General features: G+C 71.8%; 19 protein-coding genes. 15 read left to right on the plus strand and 4 right to left on the minus strand.

What is annotated here, in order from left to right; genetic code table 11:
* Positions 1–22: 22 nt before the first annotated feature.
* From Q5694_RS06785 to Q5694_RS06800, 4 genes are all read right to left on the minus strand, one after another.
* Positions 23–2,416, minus strand: a complete 2,394-nt coding sequence (locus Q5694_RS06785; protein ID WP_333931151.1) for a transglutaminase TgpA family protein — start codon at positions 2,414–2,416, stop codon at positions 23–25.
* Positions 2,416–3,780 carry a DUF58 domain-containing protein gene (locus Q5694_RS06790; protein WP_333931152.1) on the minus strand — a complete coding sequence of 455 codons (1,365 nt, stop codon included), beginning with the start codon at positions 3,778–3,780 and terminating at the stop codon, positions 2,416–2,418. The genes Q5694_RS06785 and Q5694_RS06790 overlap by 1 nt, the downstream gene beginning before the upstream one ends.
* Positions 3,780–4,817, minus strand: a complete 1,038-nt coding sequence (locus tag Q5694_RS06795) for an AAA family ATPase (protein ID WP_333931154.1) — start codon at positions 4,815–4,817, stop codon at positions 3,780–3,782. Before Q5694_RS06795 ends, Q5694_RS06790 begins: the two co-directional genes overlap by 1 nt.
* 300 nt (positions 4,818–5,117) lie before the next feature.
* Positions 5,118–5,669, minus strand: coding sequence for a beta-class carbonic anhydrase (locus Q5694_RS06800; protein ID WP_333931156.1), 552 nt, complete (start codon positions 5,667–5,669; stop codon positions 5,118–5,120).
* A gap of 403 nt (positions 5,670–6,072) precedes the next feature.
* Here Q5694_RS06800 and rsmH point away from each other — a divergent pair, with 403 nt between their 5' ends.
* The 15 genes from rsmH (at position 6,073) to Q5694_RS06875 (ending at position 22,647) form a co-directional block, all read left to right on the plus strand.
* On the plus strand, positions 6,073–7,029 hold the full coding sequence (rsmH, locus tag Q5694_RS06805) for a 16S rRNA (cytosine(1402)-N(4))-methyltransferase RsmH (RefSeq protein WP_333931159.1): 957 nt from the start codon (positions 6,073–6,075) through the stop codon (positions 7,027–7,029).
* A 34-nt stretch (positions 7,030–7,063) separates the two neighbouring features.
* Positions 7,064–7,513, plus strand: a complete 450-nt coding sequence (locus Q5694_RS06810) for a septum formation initiator family protein (RefSeq protein ID WP_333931160.1) — start codon at positions 7,064–7,066, stop codon at positions 7,511–7,513.
* A 5-nt stretch (positions 7,514–7,518) separates the two neighbouring features.
* Complete coding sequence (locus Q5694_RS06815) at positions 7,519–9,483, plus strand: peptidoglycan D,D-transpeptidase FtsI family protein (protein ID WP_333931161.1); 1,965 nt, start codon at positions 7,519–7,521, stop codon at positions 9,481–9,483.
* 181 nt (positions 9,484–9,664) lie between these two features.
* Positions 9,665–11,185: a UDP-N-acetylmuramoyl-L-alanyl-D-glutamate--2,6-diaminopimelate ligase gene (locus Q5694_RS06820; protein WP_333931307.1), complete on the plus strand. Its 1,521-nt coding sequence runs from the start codon at positions 9,665–9,667 to the stop codon at positions 11,183–11,185.
* Between the two features lie 28 nt (positions 11,186–11,213).
* The gene (locus Q5694_RS06825) at positions 11,214–12,629 is read left to right on the plus strand and encodes a UDP-N-acetylmuramoyl-tripeptide--D-alanyl-D-alanine ligase (protein ID WP_333931162.1); all 1,416 of its coding nucleotides are present in this window, start codon (positions 11,214–11,216) and stop codon (positions 12,627–12,629) included.
* A complete protein-coding gene (gene mraY / locus Q5694_RS06830; protein ID WP_333931308.1) occupies positions 12,629–13,720 on the plus strand; it encodes a phospho-N-acetylmuramoyl-pentapeptide-transferase in 1,092 nt (363 codons plus the stop codon). Before Q5694_RS06825 ends, mraY begins: the two co-directional genes overlap by 1 nt.
* Entirely contained in the window at positions 13,702–15,144 is a 1,443-nt protein-coding gene (gene murD / locus Q5694_RS06835) for a UDP-N-acetylmuramoyl-L-alanine--D-glutamate ligase (RefSeq protein ID WP_333931163.1), read from the plus strand. The genes mraY and murD overlap by 19 nt, the downstream gene beginning before the upstream one ends.
* A 138-nt stretch (positions 15,145–15,282) precedes the next feature.
* Positions 15,283–16,647: a putative lipid II flippase FtsW gene (gene ftsW, locus Q5694_RS06840; protein ID WP_333931164.1), complete on the plus strand. Its 1,365-nt coding sequence runs from the start codon at positions 15,283–15,285 to the stop codon at positions 16,645–16,647.
* 6 nt (positions 16,648–16,653) lie between these two features.
* Positions 16,654–17,751, plus strand: a complete 1,098-nt coding sequence (gene murG, locus Q5694_RS06845) for an undecaprenyldiphospho-muramoylpentapeptide beta-N-acetylglucosaminyltransferase (protein ID WP_333931165.1) — start codon at positions 16,654–16,656, stop codon at positions 17,749–17,751.
* Between the two features lie 26 nt (positions 17,752–17,777).
* Positions 17,778–18,572 (plus strand): cell division protein FtsQ/DivIB, encoded by a 795-nt coding sequence (locus tag Q5694_RS06850; protein ID WP_333931166.1) that lies wholly within the window; start codon positions 17,778–17,780, stop codon positions 18,570–18,572.
* 288 nt (positions 18,573–18,860) lie between these two features.
* Positions 18,861–20,054: a cell division protein FtsZ gene (gene ftsZ, locus Q5694_RS06855; protein WP_333931168.1), complete on the plus strand. Its 1,194-nt coding sequence runs from the start codon at positions 18,861–18,863 to the stop codon at positions 20,052–20,054.
* Positions 20,055–20,064: 10 nt separating this feature from the next.
* Positions 20,065–20,796, plus strand: a complete 732-nt coding sequence (gene pgeF, locus Q5694_RS06860; protein ID WP_333931171.1) for a peptidoglycan editing factor PgeF — start codon at positions 20,065–20,067, stop codon at positions 20,794–20,796.
* A gap of 5 nt (positions 20,797–20,801) precedes the next feature.
* Positions 20,802–21,521 carry a YggS family pyridoxal phosphate-dependent enzyme gene (locus tag Q5694_RS06865; RefSeq protein ID WP_333931172.1) on the plus strand — a complete coding sequence of 240 codons (720 nt, stop codon included), beginning with the start codon at positions 20,802–20,804 and terminating at the stop codon, positions 21,519–21,521.
* A gap of 129 nt (positions 21,522–21,650) precedes the next feature.
* A complete protein-coding gene (locus tag Q5694_RS06870) occupies positions 21,651–22,292 on the plus strand; it encodes a cell division protein SepF (protein ID WP_333931173.1) in 642 nt (213 codons plus the stop codon).
* A gap of 70 nt (positions 22,293–22,362) precedes the next feature.
* A complete protein-coding gene (locus Q5694_RS06875) occupies positions 22,363–22,647 on the plus strand; it encodes a YggT family protein (RefSeq protein ID WP_007448661.1) in 285 nt (94 codons plus the stop codon).
* Positions 22,648–22,697 lie beyond the last annotated feature (50 nt).

Here is a 22,697-nt window from a genome sequence, read left to right on the forward strand (position 1 = left end):
CTCGGACTGTTCCCGAGCCGCCTCAGCCCTGCTGTCCCGACGTCTTCCGCCAGGTCGGGCGCAGCGCCGCAGCCCGTTCCCGTACGCCGGACCACCAGGCGGATGCCGCCCACACCACCCGGGCCGTGGAGCGGGGGGCCAGGAGGGCCCGCAGCCGGGTGGTGCGGCCGGCCGCCGCGCCGAGGCCCGCCGCCGCCCGGCGGACGTCCTCCGTGAGGCCCGCCACCGGCCGGGGCCGGGGCGCGTACAGGACCTGCTCCACCGCGTCCGCCACCCGGTGCACCGAGGCCGCCGCCGTGTCGTCGAGCCGTCCGAGCCGGACGATGCGGGCGGCCGCCTTGCGCGGGGTCCGGGACTCCTCCGGGACGATGCCGAAGTCCCACGCCGTGTCGGTCAGCTCCTGCCACAGGGCCAGCGTGTGCGGCACGGCGTCCGCCTCACCCCGCCCGTGCGCCCCCAGCCGGACGGCACGGGTCCGCAACCGCCACAGCATCGGCGCCAGCGGCAGTGCCAGGACCGCCAGCCCGGCCAGCGCCCAGAGCCCGAGCGCGTACCACTCGGGGCCGTCGCCGTCGACGGGCAGCGCCGCCTGCGGGGACTCGCTCGCGCAGCCGCCGTCCAGCTTCTTCTGCTCCGGCGTGCAGCCCTCGCTCCGCGAAGGCGCCACGGACGGCGCGGCCGACGCGGACTCCGACGGGAGCGGATTCTCCGGCACCGAGCTGTCCGGGGTGTCGGGCAGGGTGTAGTTCGGCATCGAGCCACGGTTCGGCGTGGGCTCGAAACGGGTCCAGCCCACGCCCTCGAAGTACAGCTCCGGCCAGGCGTGCGCGTCCCGCAGCCCCACCGAGACCGAACCGTCCGCCTGCGGGGAACCCGGCGCGAAGCCCACCGCGACCCGGGCCGGTATGCCCAGGGAGCGGGCCATCGCGGCCATGGCGAACGAGAAGTGCACGCAGAAGCCCTGCTTGTCGCGCAGGAAGCGGGCGATGGCCTGGGAGCCGCTGCCGACCTGCACCTGCGTGTCGTACTCGAAGCCGCCGGTCACCGCGAACCAGTCCTGCAGCTTGACCGCCCGGGCGTACGGGTCGTCCGCGCCCGCGGTGACCTTGCGGGCGGTGCGCGGCACCGACGACGGCAGGGAGTCGGGCAGCTCGGTGAAGTCCCGCAGGACGTCCGCGGGCGGCGGCCCGGCCGAGGCCAGCTGCTCCGCCGTCGGCCGCACGTCGAGGCTCTCGACCTGGTAGGTCAGCCCGCGGGTGTTCTGCCCGTGGTCGCCGACCAGGGTCATCCCCTGGGGCTCGTAGCGCCAGTTGCCGCTGATCCGCACGCCGCTCGGCGGGTACGGCATGGGCAGCCAGTCCTGGGCGTACCAGTCGGCCGCCGAGATCGTGGTGGCGACCTCCGAGCGCTTCACGTCGGGGCCGAGACCGATGGGCGTGGGGAACGGGCCGTCCGGGACGGCCGTGATGGACCGGCGGGACGGCTTCCACGTGGTGCCGTCGAAGTCGTCCAGCGACACGATCCGCAGGTAGAGGTCCGAGACGTCCGGCATCTTCGTCCGCACGGACAGCACCTGCCGGTCCTCGTCCGCGTTCAGGTTGTCCCGCAGCGACACCAGGGGATTGACGGCGGAGATCGTGCCGCCTCCGCCCGTGCCGCGGCCCGCTCCCGTCCCGACCGACTCCAGCAGGCCGCCGTTCATCGCGGGCAGGCCGAGCGGGACCACCAGGGCGATGCCCAGCGCGACCACGCCGATGCGCCGGCCGGTGCGGACGGGGGCGACGGTGCCGCTGTGCTCGGCTCCGGCCGTGCGCGAGGGCCCGCCGAAGACGCGGCCCCACTGGGAGAGCCGGTCGCGGCCCTCGGCGAGCAGCAGCATCAGGTAGCCGGCGGCGGCCACCACGAACCACAGCCAGTCCGTGCCGCCGTCGGAGAGCCCCGCCGCCACCGAGTACAGCGCGAGCAGCGGGAGCCCGGCCGGGGCGGCGCTGCGGAAGGTCACCGCCAGGGTGTCCACCAGGAGACCGATGATCAGCACCCCGCCGATGAGCATCAGCCGGATGCCGTCGGAGTCCAGGGGTGCCGGGATCGCGTAGCGCGCTATGTCGTCGCCGCCCTGCTGGAGCAGGACCGCGAAGCGGTCCAGGGCCTGCGGACCGGGGATCAGCCCGGCCAGGGCCTGTTCGCGGGCGAACAGGAAGGTCAGCAGGACGACCGTCACCGCGGCCTGGGCGGCGACCGTCAGCGGCCGGGGCAGCGGCACCCTGCGGGCCGCCGTGCCGACGGCGGCCTGCACGGCGAGCAGGAACGCCGCCTGCACGATCCACGTGGCCGGCTGGACGAGCGGCAGCAGGGCGCACGCGGCCGTCAGCGTGGCCGCCCAGGCCCCCAGCGTCAGTCGTATCCGCCCGCTCATCACGGTCCCTCCCCGCCGCCCGCGGCGGCCACGCCCCGGCGCTCCCGGTCCGCCTGCCGCCACAGCTCGTCCAGCGGCGCGCCCCGCGGCACGCCCAGGGCCGTCCAGCCCGAGTCGCGCAGCATGCGCAACCGCTCCCCGCGTGCGTCCAACGGACCGGGCACGTCGCTCGGTTCCCGCACCCAGGTGCGGCTGTCCAGCACGAAGGCGACCGCACCCGGGCTGCGCTGGCGCATCCGGCCCAGCACCGCGGCCTGTTCCTCGTCGAGGTCGCCGAGGAAGGCCACCAGCAGCCCTTCGTTGCCGCCGCGCAGCACGTCGTAGGCGCGGGACAGGCCCGCCCCGTCGGAGTGGTCGATCACCGCGAGGGTGTCCATCATCAGCCCGGCCGCGTCCGCCGACTCCTGGCTGGCGCCGGCGAAACCGTCACCGCCCTCGCCCGGCACCGTGCTGCCGGTGTCCGTGAGCAGCCGTACCGAGTAGCCCCGCTCCAGCATGTGCACCAGCACCGACGCGGCGCCCGTGACGGCCCATTCGAAGGCGGAGTCCGGACCGGCGCCCCGGTAGGCGATGCCCCGGGTGTCGAGCAGCACCGTGCAGCGGGCGCGCTGGGGCTGCTCCTCGCGGCGCACCATCAGCTCCCCGTAGCGGGCGGTGGAACGCCAGTGCACCCGGCGCAGGTCGTCGCCGTAGCGGTACCCGCGCGGGATCACGTCGTCCTCGCCGGCCAGGGCGAGCGAGCGCTGCCGGCCGTCGCCGTACCCCTTCGCCTCACCGCTCAGCCGCACCGGCGCCAGCGGCTCCACCCGCGGGATCACCGTCAGCGTGTCGTACGAGGAGAAGGAGCGGGTCAGCTCGCACATGCCGAACGGGTCGGTCAGGCGCAGCTGGAGCGGGCCCAGCGGGTAGCGGCCGCGCAGGTCGGAGCGGACGCGGTAGGACACCTCGCGCCGGCCGCCGGCCTCCACCCGGTCGAGCACGAAACGGGGCCGCGGGCCGAGCACGTAGGGCACCCGGTCCTGGAGCATCAGCAGGCCCGTGGGCAGCCGGGAGACGTTGTCCATCCGCAGGTGCACCCGGGCCTCGCTGCCGGCGGGCACGCGCGCGGGGGAGAGGCGGCGGCTGCCCGCCACCCGGTAGCGGGTGCGGTGGAGCACCGCCGCGCACACCAGCGGCAGCACCGCCAGGAGCAGGCCCACCCGCAGCAGGTCGCCCTGCCCGAGCACGTAGCTGCACACGGCGGCCGCGACACCGGCGGCCAGGAAGGAGCGTCCGCGGGTGGTCAGACCGCCCAGGGCGGTGCGGATGCCGCCCTTCTCACCCCGGTCGGCCACCGCCTGCCCCGTCCCCGCGGTGCTGCTCATCACAGCCTCCGCGGCGGGTGCGAGGGATACGCGGGCGCGGCCCGGCCCACGGCGCCGTAGCCGTTCTGCTGCGGCGCGGAGGGGACCGGGGTGTGCTGGATGATCTCCTCGACGACCTGCTCGGCGGTGCGGCGGTTGAGCTGGGCCTGGGCGGTGGGCAGCAGGCGGTGCGCCAGGACGGCGACGGCCAGGGCCTGCACGTCGTCCGGCAGGGCGTACTCCCGGCCGCTCAGGGCGGCGGACGCCTTCGCCGCGCGCAGCAGGTGCAGCGTCGCGCGCGGGGAGGCGCCCAGTCTCAGGTCGGGGTGCGTGCGTGTGGCGCCGACCAGGTCGACCACGTAGCGCCGGACCGGCTCGGCCACGTGCACCCCGCGCACCGCCTCGATCAGCTTGAGGATCTCGTGCGCGTGCGCCACGGGCTGGAGGTCCTCGAGCGGGGAGACGCCGCCGTGCACGTCCAGCATCTGCAACTCGGCCTCCGCACTCGGGTAACCGACCGAGACGCGGGCCATGAAGCGGTCGCGCTGGGCTTCCGGCAGCGGGTAGGTGCCCTCCATCTCGACCGGGTTCTGCGTCGCCACCACCATGAAGGGGCCGGGCAGCTCGTAGGTCTTGCCGTCGATGGTGACCTGCCGCTCCTCCATGGACTCCAGGAGCGCGGACTGCGTCTTGGGCGAGGCGCGGTTGATCTCGTCGCCGATCACCACCTGCGCGAAGATGGCCCCCGGCTTGAACTCGAAGTCGCGCCGTTGCTGGTCCCAGATGGACACACCGGTGATGTCCGACGGCAGCAGGTCCGGCGTGAACTGGATGCGCCGCACCGAGCAGTCGATGGACCGCGCCAGCGCCTTCGCCAGCATCGTCTTGCCGACACCGGGGACGTCCTCGATGAGCAGATGTCCCTCGGCGAGCAGCACGGTCAGCGAGAGCCGTACGACCTCGGGCTTGCCCTCGATCACGCCTTCCACCGAATCCCGCACGCGCTCCACCACGGCGGTCAGATCAGTGAGGCTCGCTCGATCGTCATAGGTCGTCACCCGGCCCTCCTCGGCCTTTCCCGCTCTCCAGGGAGCACGGGATACCCCAATTTCCCGGGCCGACGCCGCATGACGCGGGCCGGCCCACCCCGAACCACGGGCACCACGCGCGCACAACCCCGCGCGACGCCACTCCCGCATTCTTGCTGCCGTTACCGATTCGTGTCACTCGACTGTGGACAACTGGCCGCGATATGTCGGTCTTGGTGCCATTCGAACATGTGACTGACAGGACTTCGACAGCAGCGGTGGCTGTGGTTCCGGGGCGGGCGGGCCCGTCACCCCGGCGGCACGTCCCGGTCAGGAGGCCGGGTCGACCTCGCGCAGCAGGCCGGTGCGCACGTCGAGGACGAAGCCGCGCACGTCGTCGGTGTGCGGCACGAACGGCGAGGTCCGCACGCGCTGCATCGACTGCCGCACGTCCTGGTCCACGTCCCGGAAGCACTCCACCGCCCACGCCGGACGCTGGCCGACCTCGGCCTCCAGCTCGTTGCGGAAGTCCTCGGTGAGGCTCTCCAGGCCGCAGCCGGTGTGGTGGATGAGCACCACGCTGCGCGTGCCCAGCTTGCGCTGGCTGATGGTCAGGGAGCGGATCACGTCGTCGGTGACGACACCGCCCGCGTTGCGGATGGTGTGGCAGTCACCGAGCTGCAGGCCGAGGGCCTCGGGCAGGTCGAGACGGGCGTCCATGCAGGCCACGACGGCGACGTTCAGAACGGGGCGGGCGTCCATCCCCGGGTCGGTGAAGGAGGCGGCGTAGCGGGCGTTCGCCTCGACGATACGGTCGGTGACCGTGCCGCCGCTCTTCGCGTTGTTCTCCGAACCCGTGGGGACCGATGCAGAAGTCGTCATAGTCATGACGTTACTGGTCGCACCCCCTGCGGACCTCTTGTGAGAGCGGACAAAAATGCCAGTCGGACGGGGTTGTGAGGTAACGCACAGCGGCGGCCCGGCGGGTCGCGGCGCCGGCGGCTGCGACGCGCAGGCCGGTTGATTGACCGCGAGACACCGTGGACTAAAGTGACGCGAAGCGGGAGGCGGGACCTCCTCGCTGCACTGATTTCCCCGGAGATTCCCGGCGACGACCGGAGATCTCCCCGCGTGCGCGGCGCGTACGTACGGCTCGGCCTCCTCCCGCTCCCGGTCGGCTGACGCCCCCGGCGCCGGCGGGCCTCCCCCTCACCGGGGGTCCCCAGCCCGGGGGAGGGCGGGGACCCGGCGGTGCGTACGGGCCCGCCGGATCTGAGAGGGCCCCTTGAGCCAGAGTCGACACGTCCCGGTGATGCTCCAGCGGTGCCTGGATCTGCTGGCACCCGCCCTGGAGGGCCCGGACGCGGTCGTCGTCGACTGCACCCTGGGCCTCGGCGGCCACAGCGAGGCCCTGCTGGAGCGGTTCCCCGGCGTCCGGCTCGTCGCCCTCGACCGCGACAAGGAGGCGCTGCGCCTGTCCGGCGAGCGCCTGGCACCCCACGGCGACCGCGCCACCCTGGTGCACGCCGTCTACGACGAACTGCCCGACGTGCTCGACCGGCTCGGCATCGCGCGCGTGCAGGGCGTCCTGTTCGACCTGGGCGTGTCCTCCATGCAGCTCGACGAGGCCGACCGCGGCTTCGCCTACGCGCAGGACGCCCCCCTCGACATGCGCATGGACCAGACGGCCGGCGTGAGCGCCGCCGAGGTCCTCAACACCTACCCGCCGGGCGAACTCGTGCGCATCCTGCGGGCCTACGGCGAGGAGAAGCAGGCCAAGCGGATCGTCTCCGCGATCGTGCGCGAGCGCGAGAAGGAGCCGTTCAGCACCAGCGCGCGGCTGGTCGAGCTGATCCGCGACGCCCTGCCGCAGGCCGCCAAGCGCACCGGCGGCAACCCGGCCAAGCGCACCTTCCAGGCCCTGCGCATCGAGGTCAACGGCGAACTGTCCGTGCTGGAGCGGGCGATCCCGGCCGCGGTGAAGGCCCTGGCCGTGGGCGGGCGGATCGCCGTGCTGTCGTACCACTCGCTGGAGGACCGGCTGGTCAAGCAGGTCTTCGCGGCCGGCGCCGCCACCACCGCGCCGCCCGGGCTGCCCGTCGTGCCCGAGCGTTACCAGCCGCGGCTCAAGCTGCTGACCCGGGGTGCCGAACTCCCCACGGAGGAGGAGATCGCCGAGAACCGGCGCGCCGCGCCCGCGCGACTGCGCGGAGCCCAGCGCATCAGGGAGGACGTCGGGTGAGCCGCGGGTGGCCGCCCCGGACCGAGGAGCGTGAGTGAGCAGCAAACCCGAATTGAAGGGCAGAGCGGCCCGTCTCGCGCGGCTCTTCCCGAACGGCCCGGGCCAGGCGGCCCGCACGCCCTTCGTCCTCCTGGTCGTCCTCCTGCTCGGCGGCGGCCTCATCTGCCTGCTGGTGCTGAACTCCGCCCTGAGCGAAGGCGCGTTCAAGCTCGACGACCTCCAGCGCGAGACCAAGGGCCTCACCGACGAGGAGCAGGCCCTCCAGCGGGACATCGACGCCTATTCCGCCCCCGAGGCCCTCCAGCGCCGCGCCCGTGAACTCGGCATGGTCCCCGGCGGCGACCCCGCCTTCCTCGGCCCCGACGGCAAGGTCAAGGGCGTCCCGGGCCCCGCGTCCGGCGTCCGGCGCACCGACACCCACATCCCCCCGGTCCTCGCCCCCGAGGCCATGACCGACGGCCCCACCCAGACCCCCGGCAGGTGACGGAAGTGTCCGACAGGGAACCGCCACGCCGTCGTGTGCCCGGCCCCGCCAGGCCCGCCCGCCCCGACGCCCGGCGCCGCCCCGGCCCGGGCGCCCGTCCCGCGCGGCGGCCGTCACCGGGCCGGCGTCCGGCGCCTCCCAAGCAGCTCCGCCTCGGCAGCCCCCGCCCGCGCCTGCGCCTGGTGGGGCTCGCGCTGACCCTCGTCCTGACCGCCTTCGTGGTGCGGCTGTTCCAGGTGCAGGCCGTCGACGCGAGCACGTACGCCGCCAAGGCCGAGCAGAACCGCTACGTCGGGCAGGTGCTGGCAGCCGACCGCGGCGAGATCACCGACCGCTCCGGAGTGGCGCTCGCGACCAGCGAGGACGCCTACGACATCACCGCCGACCCGACCATGTTCGCCCCGGCCACGCTGAAGATCGACGACGGGCCCGAGCAGGCGGCGGCCCTCCTCGCGCCGATCCTCGGGCAGGACCAGGAGGAGCTGGTCGCCAAGCTGCGGCCGAAGAACGAGGCCCTGCGCTACGTGAAGCTGGCCTCCCGGCAGACCCCGCAGGTCTGGAAGCAGATCAAGGACCTGAAGTCCGCGCTCGCCGAGAAGGCCGAGACCGACAAGTCCGCGCGCAACGTCCTCGGCGGTGTCTTCTCGGTCGCCACCAGCAAGCGGGTGTACCCCAACGGCGACCTCGCCGCCGGGATACTGGGCTGGGTCAACGCCGAGGGCAAGCCCGGCGGCGGCATCGAACTGCAGCTGGACAAGCGGCTGGCCGGCAAGGACGGCAAGATCCGCTACGCCCAGTCCGGCGGCCGGCTCGTCCCCACCGCGGGGGGCGCCACCGAGACCCCCGCCGTCCCGGGCAGCGACGTCGAGCTCACCATCGACCGGGACATCCAGTGGGCCGCCCAGAAGGCGATCAGCGACCAGGTGAAGGAGTCGGCGGCCGACCGGGGCTACGTCATCGTCCAGGACACCCGCACCGGGCAGATCCTCGCCATGGCGAACTCGCCCGGCTTCGACCCGAACGACCTGTCCGGGGCCGACCCCGCCGCGCTCGGCAACGCGGCCGTCCAGGACGCCTTCGAGCCCGGCTCCACCGCCAAGGTCATGTCGATGGCCGCCGTGCTGGAGGAGGGCGTGGCCACCCCGATGACCCACGTCGTGGTGCCCAACCGGCTGCACCGCGGCGACCGGCTGTTCAAGGACGACATCGACCACCCCACCTGGTACCTGACCCTGAACGGCGTCCTGGCCAAGTCCAGCAACATCGGCACCATCCTGGCCACCGGCCAGCTGGGCAAGACCCAGGCCCGCTCCAACGAGGTCCTCTACGACTACCTGCGCAAGTTCGGCCTCGGCCACTACACCGGCCTGGGCTTCCCCGGCGAGACCCCGGGCATCCTGGCCCCGCCGTCGAAGTGGTCGACCTCGCAGCAGTACACGATCCCTTTCGGCCAGGGCGTGTCCATCAACGCGATGCAGGCGGCCTCCGTGTACTCGACCATCGCCAACGGCGGCGTGCGCGTCGAGCCCACGCTCGTCCGCGGCACCAAGGGACCCGACGGCCGCTACACCCCCGCCCCGAAGCCGGAGAAGACACGGGTCGTCAGCGCGAAGACGGCGAAGACCCTCGCTCGGATGCTGGAGTCCGTCGTGGACGACCAGGAGGGCACCGGCACCAAGGCGCGCATCCCCGGGTACCGCGTCGCGGGCAAGACCGGCACCGCCAACCGCGTGGATCCGGCCACCGGCAAGTACCACGGCTACACCTCGTCGTTCGCCGGGTTCGCTCCCGCCGACAAACCCCGCATCACCGTCTACTGCGCCATCCAGAACGCCACCCAGGGCAGCTACTTCGGCGGGCAGATCTGCGGGCCGGTCTACAAGCAGGTCATGGAGTTCGCACTGAAGTCCCTCCAGGTCCCGCCGACCGGCGCCGCGCCCGCGAAACTCCCCGTCACCTTCAAGCGCTGACGGGCCCCAGGCCCAGGTCAGCACGGAACACACCAGGAACCACCTCGTGACGACGATCACTCCCGGCCCCGGGAACCACCACAGCCCCGGCCCCTCACTTCGCCCCGAGACGGGTACGCCCGGTACGCTCACCGCCGTGCCACACGCTGATCAGTCCCAAACCACCCAGAAGGGCCATCCCGTGACGTATCCCGGGCCGCCCAGGCCGGTGCAGGTCTCCGCCACACCCCTCGCGGAACTCGCCCGTCAGCTGGGTGCTCCCGCGCCGCAGGGCGCCGCCGAGGTCACGGGCATCACCCACGACTCGCGCGCCGTCCGCCCCGGCGACCTGTACGCCGCCCTGCCGGGCGCCCGGCTGCACGGTGCGGACTTCGTCACCCAGGCCGCGGGCCTCGGTGCCGCCGCCGTGCTGACCGACCCGACCGGCGCCGAGCGCGCCGCCGCGTCCGGACTGCCCGTCCTGGTCGCCGACGACCCGCGCGGACGGATGGGCGAACTGGCCGCCACGATCTACGGCCACCCCGGCCGGGACCTGCTCCAGATCGGCATCACCGGCACCTCCGGCAAGACCACCACCGCCTACCTCGTCGAGGGCGGGCTCAGGACGGTCCGCTCCACCGGTCTGATCGGCACCGTGGAGATGCGCATCGGCGACGAGCGCATCAAGTCGGAGCGCACCACCCCAGAAGCCACCGACCTGCAGGCCCTGTTCGCCGTCATGCGCGAGCGCGGCGTCGAGGCGGTCGCCATGGAGGTCTCCAGCCACGCCCTGGTCCTCGGCCGGGTCGACGGCTGCGTCTTCGACATCGGCGTCTTCACCAACCTCAGCCCGGAACACATGGAGTTCCACTCCGACATGGAGGACTACTTCCGGGCCAAGGCGCAGCTGTTCACCCCCGCACGCGGCAAGCTCGGCGTGGTCAACGTCGACGACGAGTACGGCCGCAGGCTGGCCAACGAGGCCACCGTCCCCGTCGTCACCTACTCCGCCGAGGGCCACCCCGACGCCGACTGGCGCGCCGAGGACGTCGAGATCGGCCGGCTGGACTCGACGTTCACCGTCGTCGGCCCCAAGGGCGAGCGGATCGCGGCCAAGTCGCCGCTGCCCGGCCCGTTCAACGTGGCCAACACCCTCGCCGCGATCGTCGCCCTGGCCGTCGCCGGGCTCGACCCGCAGGCCGCCGCCGACGGCGTCGCCGCCGTCCCGGGCGTGCCGGGCCGCCTGGAGCGCGTGGACGCCGGCCAGCCCTACCTCGCCGTCGTCGACTACGCGCACAAGACCGACGCCGTCGAGTCCGTGCTGCGCGCCCTGCGCAAGGTCACCGAGGGCAAGCTGCACATCGTCCTGGGCTGCGGCGGCGACCGGGACACCACCAAGCGCGAGCCGATGGGCGCCGCCGCGGCCCGGCTCGCCGACACCGCCGTGCTGACCTCCGACAACCCCCGCTCCGAGGACCCCCTCGCGATCCTCGCCACCATGCTCCAGGGCGCGGCGTCCGTGCCGGCGCACGAGCGCGGCGAGGTGCAGGTCTTCGAGGACCGGGCCGCCGCGATCGCCGCCGCCGTCGCCCGCGCCGAACCCGGCGACACCGTGCTGGTCGCGGGCAAGGGCCACGAGCAGGGCCAGGACATCGCCGGGGTGGTCCGTCCCTTCGACGACCGCCAGGTGCTCCGCGAAGCCATCCAGAAGACCCAGGGATGAAAATCCAGAAGACCCAGGGGATGAACTTGTGATCGCCCTCTCCCTCGCCGAGATCGCAGAAGTAGTCGGCGGGCAGACGCACGACATACCGGATCCGTCCGTCGAGGTCACCGGCCCGGTGGTCCGGGACTCCCGCGAAGCGGGGCCGGGCAGCCTGTTCGTGGCCTTCGCCGGTGAGCGCGTGGACGGCCACGACTTCGCCGCGGCCGTCGTCGAGGCGGGAGCGGTGGCCGTCCTCGGCACCCGTCCCGTCGGCGTGCCCGCGATCGTCGTGGACGACGTGCAGAGCGCCCTCGGCGCCCTCGCCCGGCACGTCGTGGCCCGCCTCGGCGCCACCCTCGTCGCCCTCACCGGCTCGGCCGGCAAGACCAGCACCAAGGACCTCATCGCGCAGGTGCTGCAGCGCAAGGCCCCCACGGTGTTCACGCCGGGCTCGCTCAACAACGAGATCGGGCTGCCGCTGACCGCGCTCAGCGCCACCGAGGACACCAGGTTCCTCGTCCTGGAGATGGGTGCCCGCGGCATCGGGCACATCCGGTACCTCACCGGCCTGACACCCCCGAAGGTCGGTCTGGTGCTCAACGTCGGCAGCGCCCACATCGGCGAGTTCGGCGGCCGCGAGCAGATCGCCCAGGCCAAGGGCGAACTCGTGGAGTCCCTCCCCGCCGAGGCCGACGGCGGCACCGCGATCCTCAACGCCGACGACCCCTACGTCCGGGCCATGGCCTCCCGTACGAAGGCGAAGGTGCTGTTCTTCGGAGAGTCCGGCGAAGCGGACGTTCGTGCCGAGAACGTGCGACTCACGGACACCGGACAGCCCTCGTTCCGGCTTCACACACCCTCCGGTGCAAGTGATGTGACCATGCGCCTGTACGGTGAGCACCACGTGTCGAACGCGCTCGCCGCGGCCGCCGTCGCCCACGAGTTGGGCATGTCCGCAGACGAGATCGCCCTCGCGCTCTCCGAGGCGGGCTCCCTCTCCCGCTGGCGGATGGAGGTCACCGAGCGCCCGGACGGCGTGACGGTCGTCAACGACGCCTACAACGCGAACCCCGAGTCCATGAAGGCCGCGCTGCGCGCGCTGGTGGCCATCGGCAAGGGGCGTCGTACGTGGGCGGTGCTCGGCAAGATGGCCGAGCTCGGGGACGAGGCTCTCGCCGAGCACGACGCGGTCGGACGGCTCGCCGTCCGGCTCAACGTCAGCAAGCTCGTCGCGGTCGGTGGCAGGGAAGCCGCCTGGCTGCAACTGGGCGCATATAACGAGGGTTCGTGGGGTGAGGAGTCGGTGCACGTGTCCGACGCACAGGCGGCGGTCGACCTGTTGCGCAGCGAGCTGCGCCCGGGGGACGTCGTGCTCGTGAAGGCGTCCCGTTCGGTCGGGCTCGAGCGTGTGGCGCAGGCGCTGCTCGAGACCGGTGCCGAGGGTGAGGTTTCCGCCCGATGATGAAGCAGATCCTGTTCGCAGGAGTCATTGGTCTCTTTCTCACGCTGATCGGCACCCCGCTGCTGATCAAGCTCCTCGCGCGCAAGGGATACGGCCAGTACATCCGCGACGACGGCCCGCGCGAGCACGCCAGCAAGCGCGGTACGCCGACCATGGGCGGTATCGCCTTCATCCTGGCGACCGTCGCCGCGTACTTCCTGGCCAAGGTCATCACCGGGTACGTGGACCCGGACGTCGACGCGGCGCCCACCTTCTCGGGCCTGCTGGTGCTGGGCCTGATGGTCGGCATGGGCCTGGTCGGCTTCCTCGACGACTACATCAAGATCGTCAAACGGCGTTCGCTGGGCCTGCGGGCCAAGGCGAAGATGGCCGGCCAGCTGATCGTCGGCATCGGGTTCGCCGTGCTGTCCCTGCAGTTCGCGGACAACCGCGGCAACACCCCGGCCTCCACCAAGCTGTCGTTCATCACGGACTTCGGCTGGACGATCGGCCCCGTGCTGTTCGTCGTCTGGGCGCTGTTCATGATCCTCGCGATGTCGAACGGCGTGAACCTGACCGACGGTCTGGACGGTCTGGCCACCGGCGCCTCGGTGCTGGTCTTCGGCGCCTACACCTTCATCGGCGTCTGGCAGTTCCAGGAGTCCTGCGCCAACGCGCAGACGCTCACCAACCCCGGCGCGTGCTACGAGGTGCGTGACCCGCTCGACCTCGCGGTGGTCGCCTCCGCGCTGATGGGCGCCTGCCTCGGCTTCCTGTGGTGGAACACCTCGCCGGCCAAGATCTTCATGGGCGACACCGGTTCGCTCGCGCTCGGCGGTGTGCTCGCCGGCCTCGCGATCTGCTCGCGCACCGAGCTGCTGCTCGCCATCCTCGGCGGCCTGTTCGTCCTGATCACCATGTCCGTGGTGATCCAGGTCGGTTCGTTCCGCCTCACCGGCAAGCGCGTCTTCCGGATGGCGCCACTGCAGCACCACTTCGAACTCAAGGGCTGGTCCGAAGTCCTGGTGGTGGTCCGCTTCTGGATCATCCAGGGCATCTGTGTGATCGTCGGACTGGGCCTCTTCTATGCGGGATGGGCAGCGGACAAGTGACCTCCTCGGAGCCCTTCGACTTCCAGGGCAAGCACGTCACCGTCGCCGGGCTCGGCGTCTCCGGCGTCCCGGCGGCCAAGGTGCTGCACGGCCTCGGTGCGCGCGTCACGGTCGTCAACGACGGCGCGGACGAGCGCGCGCGGGCGCAGGCAGCCGAGCTGGAGGCGCTCGGGGTCACCGTGCGCCTCGGCGACGGGGACAGCCTCCCGGAGGGCACCGAGCTGATCGTCACCGCGCCCGGATGGAAGCCGGACAAGCCGCTGTTCGGGGCGGCGGAGCAGGCGGGCGTGCCGGTCTGGGGCGACGTCGAGCTGGCCTGGCGCCTGCGCGGCCCCGACGCGGCTCCCTGGCTGGCCGTCACCGGCACCAACGGCAAGACCACCACCGTCCAGATGCTGGCCTCGATCCTGAAGGCGGCCGGGCTGCGCACCGCCGCAGTCGGCAACATCGGCGTCTCGCTGCTGGACGCGGTCCTCGGCGAGGAGACGTACGACGTCCTGGCCGTGGAGCTGTCCAGCTACCAGCTGCACTGGGCGCCCTCGCTGCGCGCCCACTCCGCCGCCGTGCTCAACCTCGCCCCCGACCACCTCGACTGGCACGGCTCCATGGAGGCGTACGCCAAGGACAAGGGCCGCATCTACGAGGGCAATCGGGTCGCCTGCGTCTACAACGTGGCCGACAAGGCCACCGAGGACCTGGTCCGCGAGGCCGACGTGGAGGAGGGCTGCCGGGCCGTCGGCTTCACCCTGGGCACGCCCGGGCCCTCCCAACTCGGCGTCGTCGAGGGCATCCTGGTCGACCGCGCCTTCGTGGAGAACCGGCACAAGAACGCCCAGGAGCTCGCCGAGGTCGCCGACGTCACCCCGCCGGCCCCGCACAACGTCGCCAACGCCCTCGCGGCGGCGGCCCTCGCCCGCGCCTACGGCGTCCCCGCCGGGGCCGTGCGGGACGGCCTGCGGGCCTTCACCCCCGACGCGCACCGCATCGCGCACGTGGCCGAAGTGGACGGCGTGGCCTGGGTGGACGACTCCAAGGCCACCAACACCCATGCCGCGGAAGCCTCGTTGGCGGCCTACGAGTCCATCGTGTGGATCGCGGGCGGACTCGCCAAGGGAGCCACCTTCGACGAACTGGTGGCCAAGTCCGCCACCCGGCTGCGCGGTGCCGTCCTCATCGGCGCCGACCGCGCGCTCATCCGCGAAGCCCTGGCGCGACACGCCCCGGAAGTACCCGTCGTCGACCTCGACCGGACCGACACTGGGGCGATGCGCGCGGCGGTCGAGGAGGCCCGGCGGCTCGCCCGCCCCGGCGACACGGTGCTGCTGGCACCGGCGTGCGCGTCCATGGACATGTTCGTCAACTACAACAAGCGCGGGGACGCTTTCGCGGACGCCGTCCGTGAACTCGGCTCCGCCGAGGGCTGACCCGGGTTCCGCCTCGCCCGGCGGGGACGCCGGGCGTACCTGGGAGGGACGCGTGACACGGATGCGGCTGGTGCCCGAGCGGCGGCCTGACGGCCCGCACGGCAAGGCGATCCCGTCCGGCACGGCGGGGTGAGCGCGATGCCCACCAGCCGCACCGGACGGCCCCCCGTGGCGCGCACCCCCAAGCGCCCCGCCCCGTCCCGCTCCCTGCGCGACAACCCCGTTCTGGCCTTCTACGGCCGGGCGCGCAGGGGCTGGGACCGGCCGCTCACCGCCTACTACCTGATCCTCGGCGGCAGCGCGCTGATCACCGTGCTGGGGCTGGTGATGGTCTACTCGGCCTCCCAGATCACCGCGCTGCAGATGTCCCTGCCGGGCTCCTACTTCTTCCGCAAGCAGCTGCTCGCGGCCGCGATCGGCACCGGACTGCTGCTCGCCGCCTCGCGCATGCCGGTGCGGCTGCACCGCGCGCTGGCCTACCCCATCCTCGCGGGCGCCGTGTGCCTCATGGCCCTGGTGCAGGTGCCGGGGATAGGGGTCTCGGTCAACGGCAACCAGAACTGGATCGCCCTCGGCGGCTCCTTCCAGCTCCAGCCCAGTGAGTTCGGCAAGCTGGCTCTGGTGCTGTGGGGCGCCGACCTGCTGGCCCGCAAGCAGGACAAGAGGCTGCTGAACCAGTGGAAGCACATGCTGGTGCCGCTGGTCCCGGCCGCGTTCATGCTCCTCGGGCTCATCATGATCGGCGGCGACATGGGCACCGCGATCATCCTCACGGCCATCCTGTTCGGCCTGCTGTGGCTGGCCGGGGCCCCCACCCGCCTGTTCGCCGGTGTGCTGTCGGTCGCCGCCGTGCTCGGCCTGATCCTCATCAAGACCAGCCCCAACCGCATGGCCCGCCTGCAGTGCCTGGGCGCCACCGAGCCCCAGTCCGGCCCGGTCGACTGCTGGCAGGCCGTGCACGGCATCTACGCCCTGGCCTCCGGTGGGATCTTCGGATCCGGGCTGGGCGCGAGCGTGGAGAAATGGGGCCAACTACCCGAAGCCCACACCGACTTCATCTTCGCCGTCACCGGTGAGGAACTGGGCCTCGCGGGGACGCTGTCGGTCCTCGCCCTCTTCGCGGCTCTAGGCTATGCGGGTATCCGCGTGGCCGGACGCACGGAGGACCCCTTCGTCAGGTATGCCGCGGGAGGCGTGACCACCTGGATCACGGCCCAGGCCGTGATCAACATCGGTGCGGTGCTCGGTCTGCTGCCGATCGCCGGTGTCCCCCTCCCGCTGTTCTCCTACGGGGGATCCGCCCTGCTGCCGACCATGTTCGCCATCGGGCTGATGATCGCCTTCGCACGCGACGAGCCCGCTGCGCGGGCGGCGCTTGCGATGCGGCAACCCCGCTTTGGTAGAAAGCGGGGGGCTGGGGGCACCCGTTCCGGTCGGAGTCCCCGGAGATGGAACACGATGCGACGGCGCGCCTCGGCGGCGCGTCCGTCCGGAGAGCGGTGAATTTCGGTGCATGTCGTACTCGCCGGCGGAGGAACCGCGGGCCACATCGAGCCCGCGCTCGCCCTCGCGGACGCCCTGCGCAGGCAGGATCCGACCGTGGGGATCACGGCCCTGGGCACGGAACGCGGGCTCGAGACCCGTCTCGTACCCGAGCGCGGGTACGAACTGGCGCTGATCCCGGCCGTACCGCTGCCGCGCAAGCCCACCCCCGAGCTGATCACCGTCCCGGGCCGGCTGCGCGGCACCATCAAGGCCACCGAGCAGATCCTGGAGCGCACCAAGGCGGACGCCGTGGTCGGCTTCGGCGGCTACGTCGCCCTGCCCGGCTACCTCGCGGCCAAGCGCCTCGGCGTGCCGATCGTCATCCACGAGGCCAACGCCCGCCCGGGCCTGGCCAACAAGATCGGCTCGCGGTACGCCAGCCAGGTCGCCGTGTCCACCCCGGACAGCAAGCTGCGCGGCGCCCGGTACATCGGCATCCCGCTGCGGCGCTCCATCGCCACCTTGGACCGGGCCGCCGTACGCCCCGAGGCCCGGGCCGCGTTCGGGCTCGACCCCAACCTGCCCACGCTGCTGGTCTCCGGCGGCTCCCAGGGCGCCCGCCGGCTCAACGAGGTCGTGCAGACGGTCGCGCCCTGGCTGCAGCAGGCCGGGATCCAGATCCTGCACGCGGTCGGACCGAAGAACGAACTGCCGCAGGTCCACCAGATGCCGGGAATGCCCCCGTACATCCCGGTAAGTTACCTGGACCGGATGGACCTCGCGTACGCCGCGGCCGACATGATGCTGTGCCGCGCGGGCGCGATGACCGTCGCCGAACTCTCCGCCGTCGGGCTCCCGGCCGCCTACGTCCCGCTGCCCATCGGCAACGGCGAACAGCGGCTCAACGCCCAGCCGGTGGTCAAGGCCGGCGGCGGACTGCTGGTCGACGACGCGGAGCTGACCCCCGAGTGGGTCCAGCAGAACGTCCTGCCCGTGCTCGCCGACCCGCACCGGCTGTACCAGATGTCCCGCGCCGCCGCCGAGTTCGGCCGCCGGGACGCCGACGACCTCCTCGTCGGCATGGTGTACGAGGCGATCGCCGCCGCTCGTGCACATCGCTAGGCCCGTATGACGGAAGGCAGGGGAGCGTGGCCGGATCGACCACCGCCGAGCGCGGGGAACGCCAGCAGAGGTCGTCCGGCCCGCCGCCCGCAAGGCGCCTGCGGCGGCGCCACGTTCGTGTGATCGTCATCCTGGGTCTCGCCCTGGTCTTCCTCGGCATCCCGGGCCTCTGGCTGTTCTACGGCTCCGACTGGCTGCGTGCCGAGCACGTCTCGGTGTCCGGCACCCGGGTCCTGACGCCGGCGCAGGTCAGGTCGGCCGCGGACGTCCCGCTCGGCGACCCGCTGATCTCCGTCGACACGGACGCGATCGAGGCGCGGCTGCTCCGGGAACTGCCCCGGATCGACTCGGTCGAGGTGGCCCGTTCCTGGCCCCACGGAATCGATCTGGAAGTGGTCGAGCGGACACCGGTTCTGATGGTCCGCACAGGCGGCGAGTTCGTCGAAGTGGACGACGAGGGTGTCCGTTTCGCCACGGTTTCCCGGGCGCCGAAAGGTGTCCCCGCACTGGAATTGACGCTGTCCAGGTCGGGTTCCGCGGCCGCGAGCCTGCGCCGCTTCGGCGAGCCCCGGCTGGTGCGCGAGGCCGTCGCCGTCGCGCGCGCCGTCCCGGCCGCCGTCGCGCGCGACACACGGACCGTCAAGGTCCGTTCCTACGACGACATCTCGCTGGAGTTGCGGGACGGCCGCACGGTCGTCTGGGGGAGCAGTGAGAAGGGCGCCGCGAAGGCCCGTACCCTCACCGCCTTGATGAAAGCAACGCCCGAAGCGGGGTACTTCGACGTGAGTGTGCCCACCGCCCCGGCGTCATCGGGGAGTTGACGCACATCCGCGCAGGCCAGCACCCTGGTTGGGCACTGCTACGGCTGATCACATAGGGTGAAAAGAAAAACGGGAGGTTCGGCGTGTTCGTTGAACGTGCGCCACTTGTCGACTTAGTGTCCTGTTCAGAAGACTCCAAGGAACGGACACACTGGTAACCCTAAACTTCAGGGTTAGGGTTCGGGTCGGCGATACGGACCGTCCCATTCGGCATCAGTCGTCGGGTCGCGGGGCGCAGGGCGTCACGGTGACCGGGCGACACGTAACTCGAGGCGAGAGGCCTTCGACGTGGCAGCACCGCAGAACTACCTCGCAGTCATCAAAGTCATCGGTGTCGGCGGCGGTGGTGTCAATGCCATCAACCGGATGATCGAGGTCGGTCTCAAGGGCGTCGAGTTCATCGCCATCAACACCGACGCGCAAGCTCTGTTGATGAGCGACGCCGACGTCAAGCTGGACGTCGGCCGGGAACTCACCCGCGGACTCGGCGCCGGAGCCAACCCGGCCGTGGGCCGCAAGGCCGCCGAGGACCACCGCGAGGAGATCGAGGAGGTCCTCAAGGGGGCCGACATGGTCTTCGTGACAGCCGGTGAAGGCGGCGGCACCGGCACCGGCGGCGCACCCGTCGTGGCCAACATCGCCCGCTCCCTGGGCGCCCTCACCATCGGCGTGGTCACGCGCCCGTTCACCTTCGAGGGCCGGCGCCGCGCGAACCAGGCCGAGGACGGCATCGCCGAGCTCCGCGAAGAGGTCGACACCCTCATCGTCATCCCCAACGACCGGCTGCTGTCCATCTCGGACCGCCAGGTCTCGGTCCTCGACGCCTTCAAGTCGGCCGACCAGGTCCTGCTCTCCGGTGTCCAGGGCATCACCGACCTGATCACCACCCCGGGCCTCATCAACCTCGACTTCGCCGACGTCAAGTCGGTCATGTCCGAGGCCGGCTCGGCCCTCATGGGCATCGGCTCGGCCCGCGGCGACGACCGCGCGGTGGCCGCGGCCGAGATGGCGATCTCCTCGCCGCTGCTGGAGGCGTCCATCGACGGCGCCCGCGGTGTGCTGCTCTCCATCTCCGGCGGCTCCGACCTCGGCCTGTTCGAGATCAACGAGGCCGCCCAGCTGGTCAGCGAGGCCGCCCACCCCGAGGCCAACATCATCTTCGGTGCGGTCATCGACGACGCCCTCGGCGACGAGGTGCGGGTCACCGTAATCGCCGCCGGGTTCGACGGCGGCCAGCCCCCGGCCCGCCGGGACAACGTCCTCGGGTCCTCCTCCGCCAAGCGCGAGGAACCGGCCCCCGTCCGGCAGGCCGAGAGCCGCCCGTCCTTCGGATCGCTCGGGAGCGTGACCCCGAAGGAAGACCCGGAGCCCGCGCCGAAGCCGGTCGAGGACATCCCGGTCGCCCCGCCGGTCCCGCCGGCGCCGCGGTCCTACTCGGACAGCGCGGCCGAGGAACTGGACGTACCGGACTTCCTCAAGTGATCCTTCTGACGTGATAGGACAGCGCGAGAGCGTGAGCGGCGCGCACTTCGCCTTCACCGACCGGTGGGGCGGGGTGAGCGCCGCTCCGTATGAGGAGCTCAACCTCGGCGGAGCGGTCGGTGACGACCCCGGCGCCGTACGGACCAACCGGGAACTGGCCGCCAAGTCCCTGGGCGTCGCACCCGACCTGGTCGTCTGGATGAACCAGGTGCACGGCGCGGACGTGGCGGTGGTCGACGGCCCGTGGGGACCGTCGGCCGGCCTGCCGTCCGTCGACGCGGTCGTCAGCACGCGCCCGGGTCTCGCCCTGGCCGTGCTCACCGCGGACTGCGTGCCGGTCCTGCTCGCCGACCCGGTCGCGCGGGTGGCCGCCGCGGCCCACGCGGGCCGGCCGGGCATGGTCGCCGGGGTGGTCCCGGCCGCGGTTGGCGCGATGATCGAACTGGGGGCCGAGCCCGCCCGTATCGTCGCCCGCACCGGACCCACGGTCTGCGGCCGGTGCTACGAGGTGCCCGGTGAGATGCGCGCCGAGGTGAGCGCCGTCGAGCCGGCGGCGTACGCCGAGACGAGTTGGGGCACGCCGGCGGTCGACGTGAGCGCCGGGGTGCACGCCCAGCTGGAACGGCTCGGGGTGCGCGACCGGGAGCAGTCGCCGGTGTGCACGCTGGAATCGCGCGATCACTTCTCGTACCGCCGCGACCGCACCACCGGTCGGCTCGCGGGCTATGTGTGGCTGGACTGATGGGCATGACGGAGCGCAAGGACGAACTCGCCGCGAACCTGGCGAAGGTGGAGCGGCGTATCGCCGGGGCGTGCGCGGCCGCGGGGCGGGCACGCGAGGAGGTGACCCTGATCGTGGTCACCAAGACCTACCCCGCGAGCGACGTCCGCTTCCTCGCGGAGCTCGGCGTGCGGCACGTCGCCGAGAACCGCGACCAGGACGCCGCGCCGAAGGCCGCCGCCTGCTCGGATCTGCCCTTGATCTGGCACTTCGTGGGTCAACTCCAGACCAACAAGGTGCGGTCCGTGGTGAATTACGCGCATTTCGTGCAGTCCGTCGACCGGGCCAAGCTGGTCGCCGCGCTCTCGAAGGAGGCCGTGCGGTCCGGGCGCGAGCTGGGCTGCCTGCTGCAGGTCGCGCTGGACGCCGGGGAGAGTGCCCGGGGGGAGCGGGGCGGCGTGGCGCCCGACGGGATCGGGGAGTTGGCCGATCAGGTCGCGGGTGCTCCGGGGCTGCGGCTCGCCGGACTCATGACGGTCGCGCCGCTCACGGGGGAGTACGCGGGACGCGAACAGGCGGCGTTCGGGCGGTTGATGGATTTGTCGACCGACCTGCGCCGGAGTCATCCGGCTGCCACCATGGTCTCGGCAGGGATGAGTGCGGACCTCGAGCAGGCCGTGGCGGCCGGAGCGACACATGTGCGCGTCGGCAGCGCGGTACTCGGAGTCCGCCCCAGGCTCCGGTAACGTCGCCAAGAAGTCGGACCACAGCAGAAAATATGGTCATTGCCGCCGAAAGGTGGATTCAAGGACCACGTGGATCGCAGGCACTTGGCAGTCGTCAGCCGATCCACCACAGAGCGGAGGACTCAGAGCATGGCCGGCGCGATGCGCAAGATGGCGGTCTACCTCGGCCTCGTGGAGGACGATGGGTACGACGGCCGCGGGTTCGACCCCGACGACGACTTCGAACCCGAACTGGACCCGGAGCCCGAGCGGGACCACCGACGGCACGAGCCGTCCCACCAGTCGCATATCTCACATCAGCCCCAAAGGGACGAAGAGGTACGAGTCGTACAGCCGTCCGCCCCTCGCGAACCGGCCGCCCGCTCCGCTTCGCTCCCCGCGGAATCCAGCCGTCCGGCGCGTATCGCGCCCGTGGCATCCATCACACAAGAACGCGCAAACCTGGAGAAGAACGCACCGGTGATCATGCCCAAGGTCGTGTCCGAACGAGAGCCTTACCGGATCACCACACTCCACCCGCGGACCTACAACGAGGCCCGTACCATCGGGGAACACTTCCGTGAAGGCACCCCGGTGATCATGAATCTGACTGAGATGGACGACACAGACGCGAAGCGACTTGTCGACTTTGCGGCCGGTCTGGTGTTTGGTCTTCACGGCAGTATCGAGCGGGTGACGCAGAAGGTGTTCCTGTTGTCGCCTGCTAACGTCGATGTCACGGCGGAGGACAAGGCCCGCATCGCAGAGGGCGGGTTCTTCAACCAGAGCTGAGACGCACCACCGGAAACATCAGTACACAGCGCAACACAGCAGGGCACAGGGGAGAGGGAAGCAAGAGGTCATGAGCGTGGTCTTGGATGTCGTCTACATCGCGCTGATGTGCTTCCTCATCGTGCTCATCTTCCGGTTGGTCATGGACTACGTCTTCCAGTTCGCCCGCTCGTGGCAACCCGGCAAGGCGATGGTGGTCGTTCTGGAGGCCACCTACACTGTCACCGATCCACCGCTCAAGCTTCTGCGGCGGTTCATTCCGCCGCTGCGTCTCGGGGGCGTGGCGCTCGACCTGTCCTTCTTCGTACTGATGATCATCGTCTACATCCTGATCTCGATCGTGAGCCGGCTGTGAGCGATGTGAACCATGGTCTTGCCGAATGCCGACGACTACGTTGAGGTGAA

This window comes from Streptomyces sp. AHA2 (assembly GCF_036857595.1).
GTDB lineage: Bacteria > Actinomycetota > Actinomycetes > Streptomycetales > Streptomycetaceae > Streptomyces.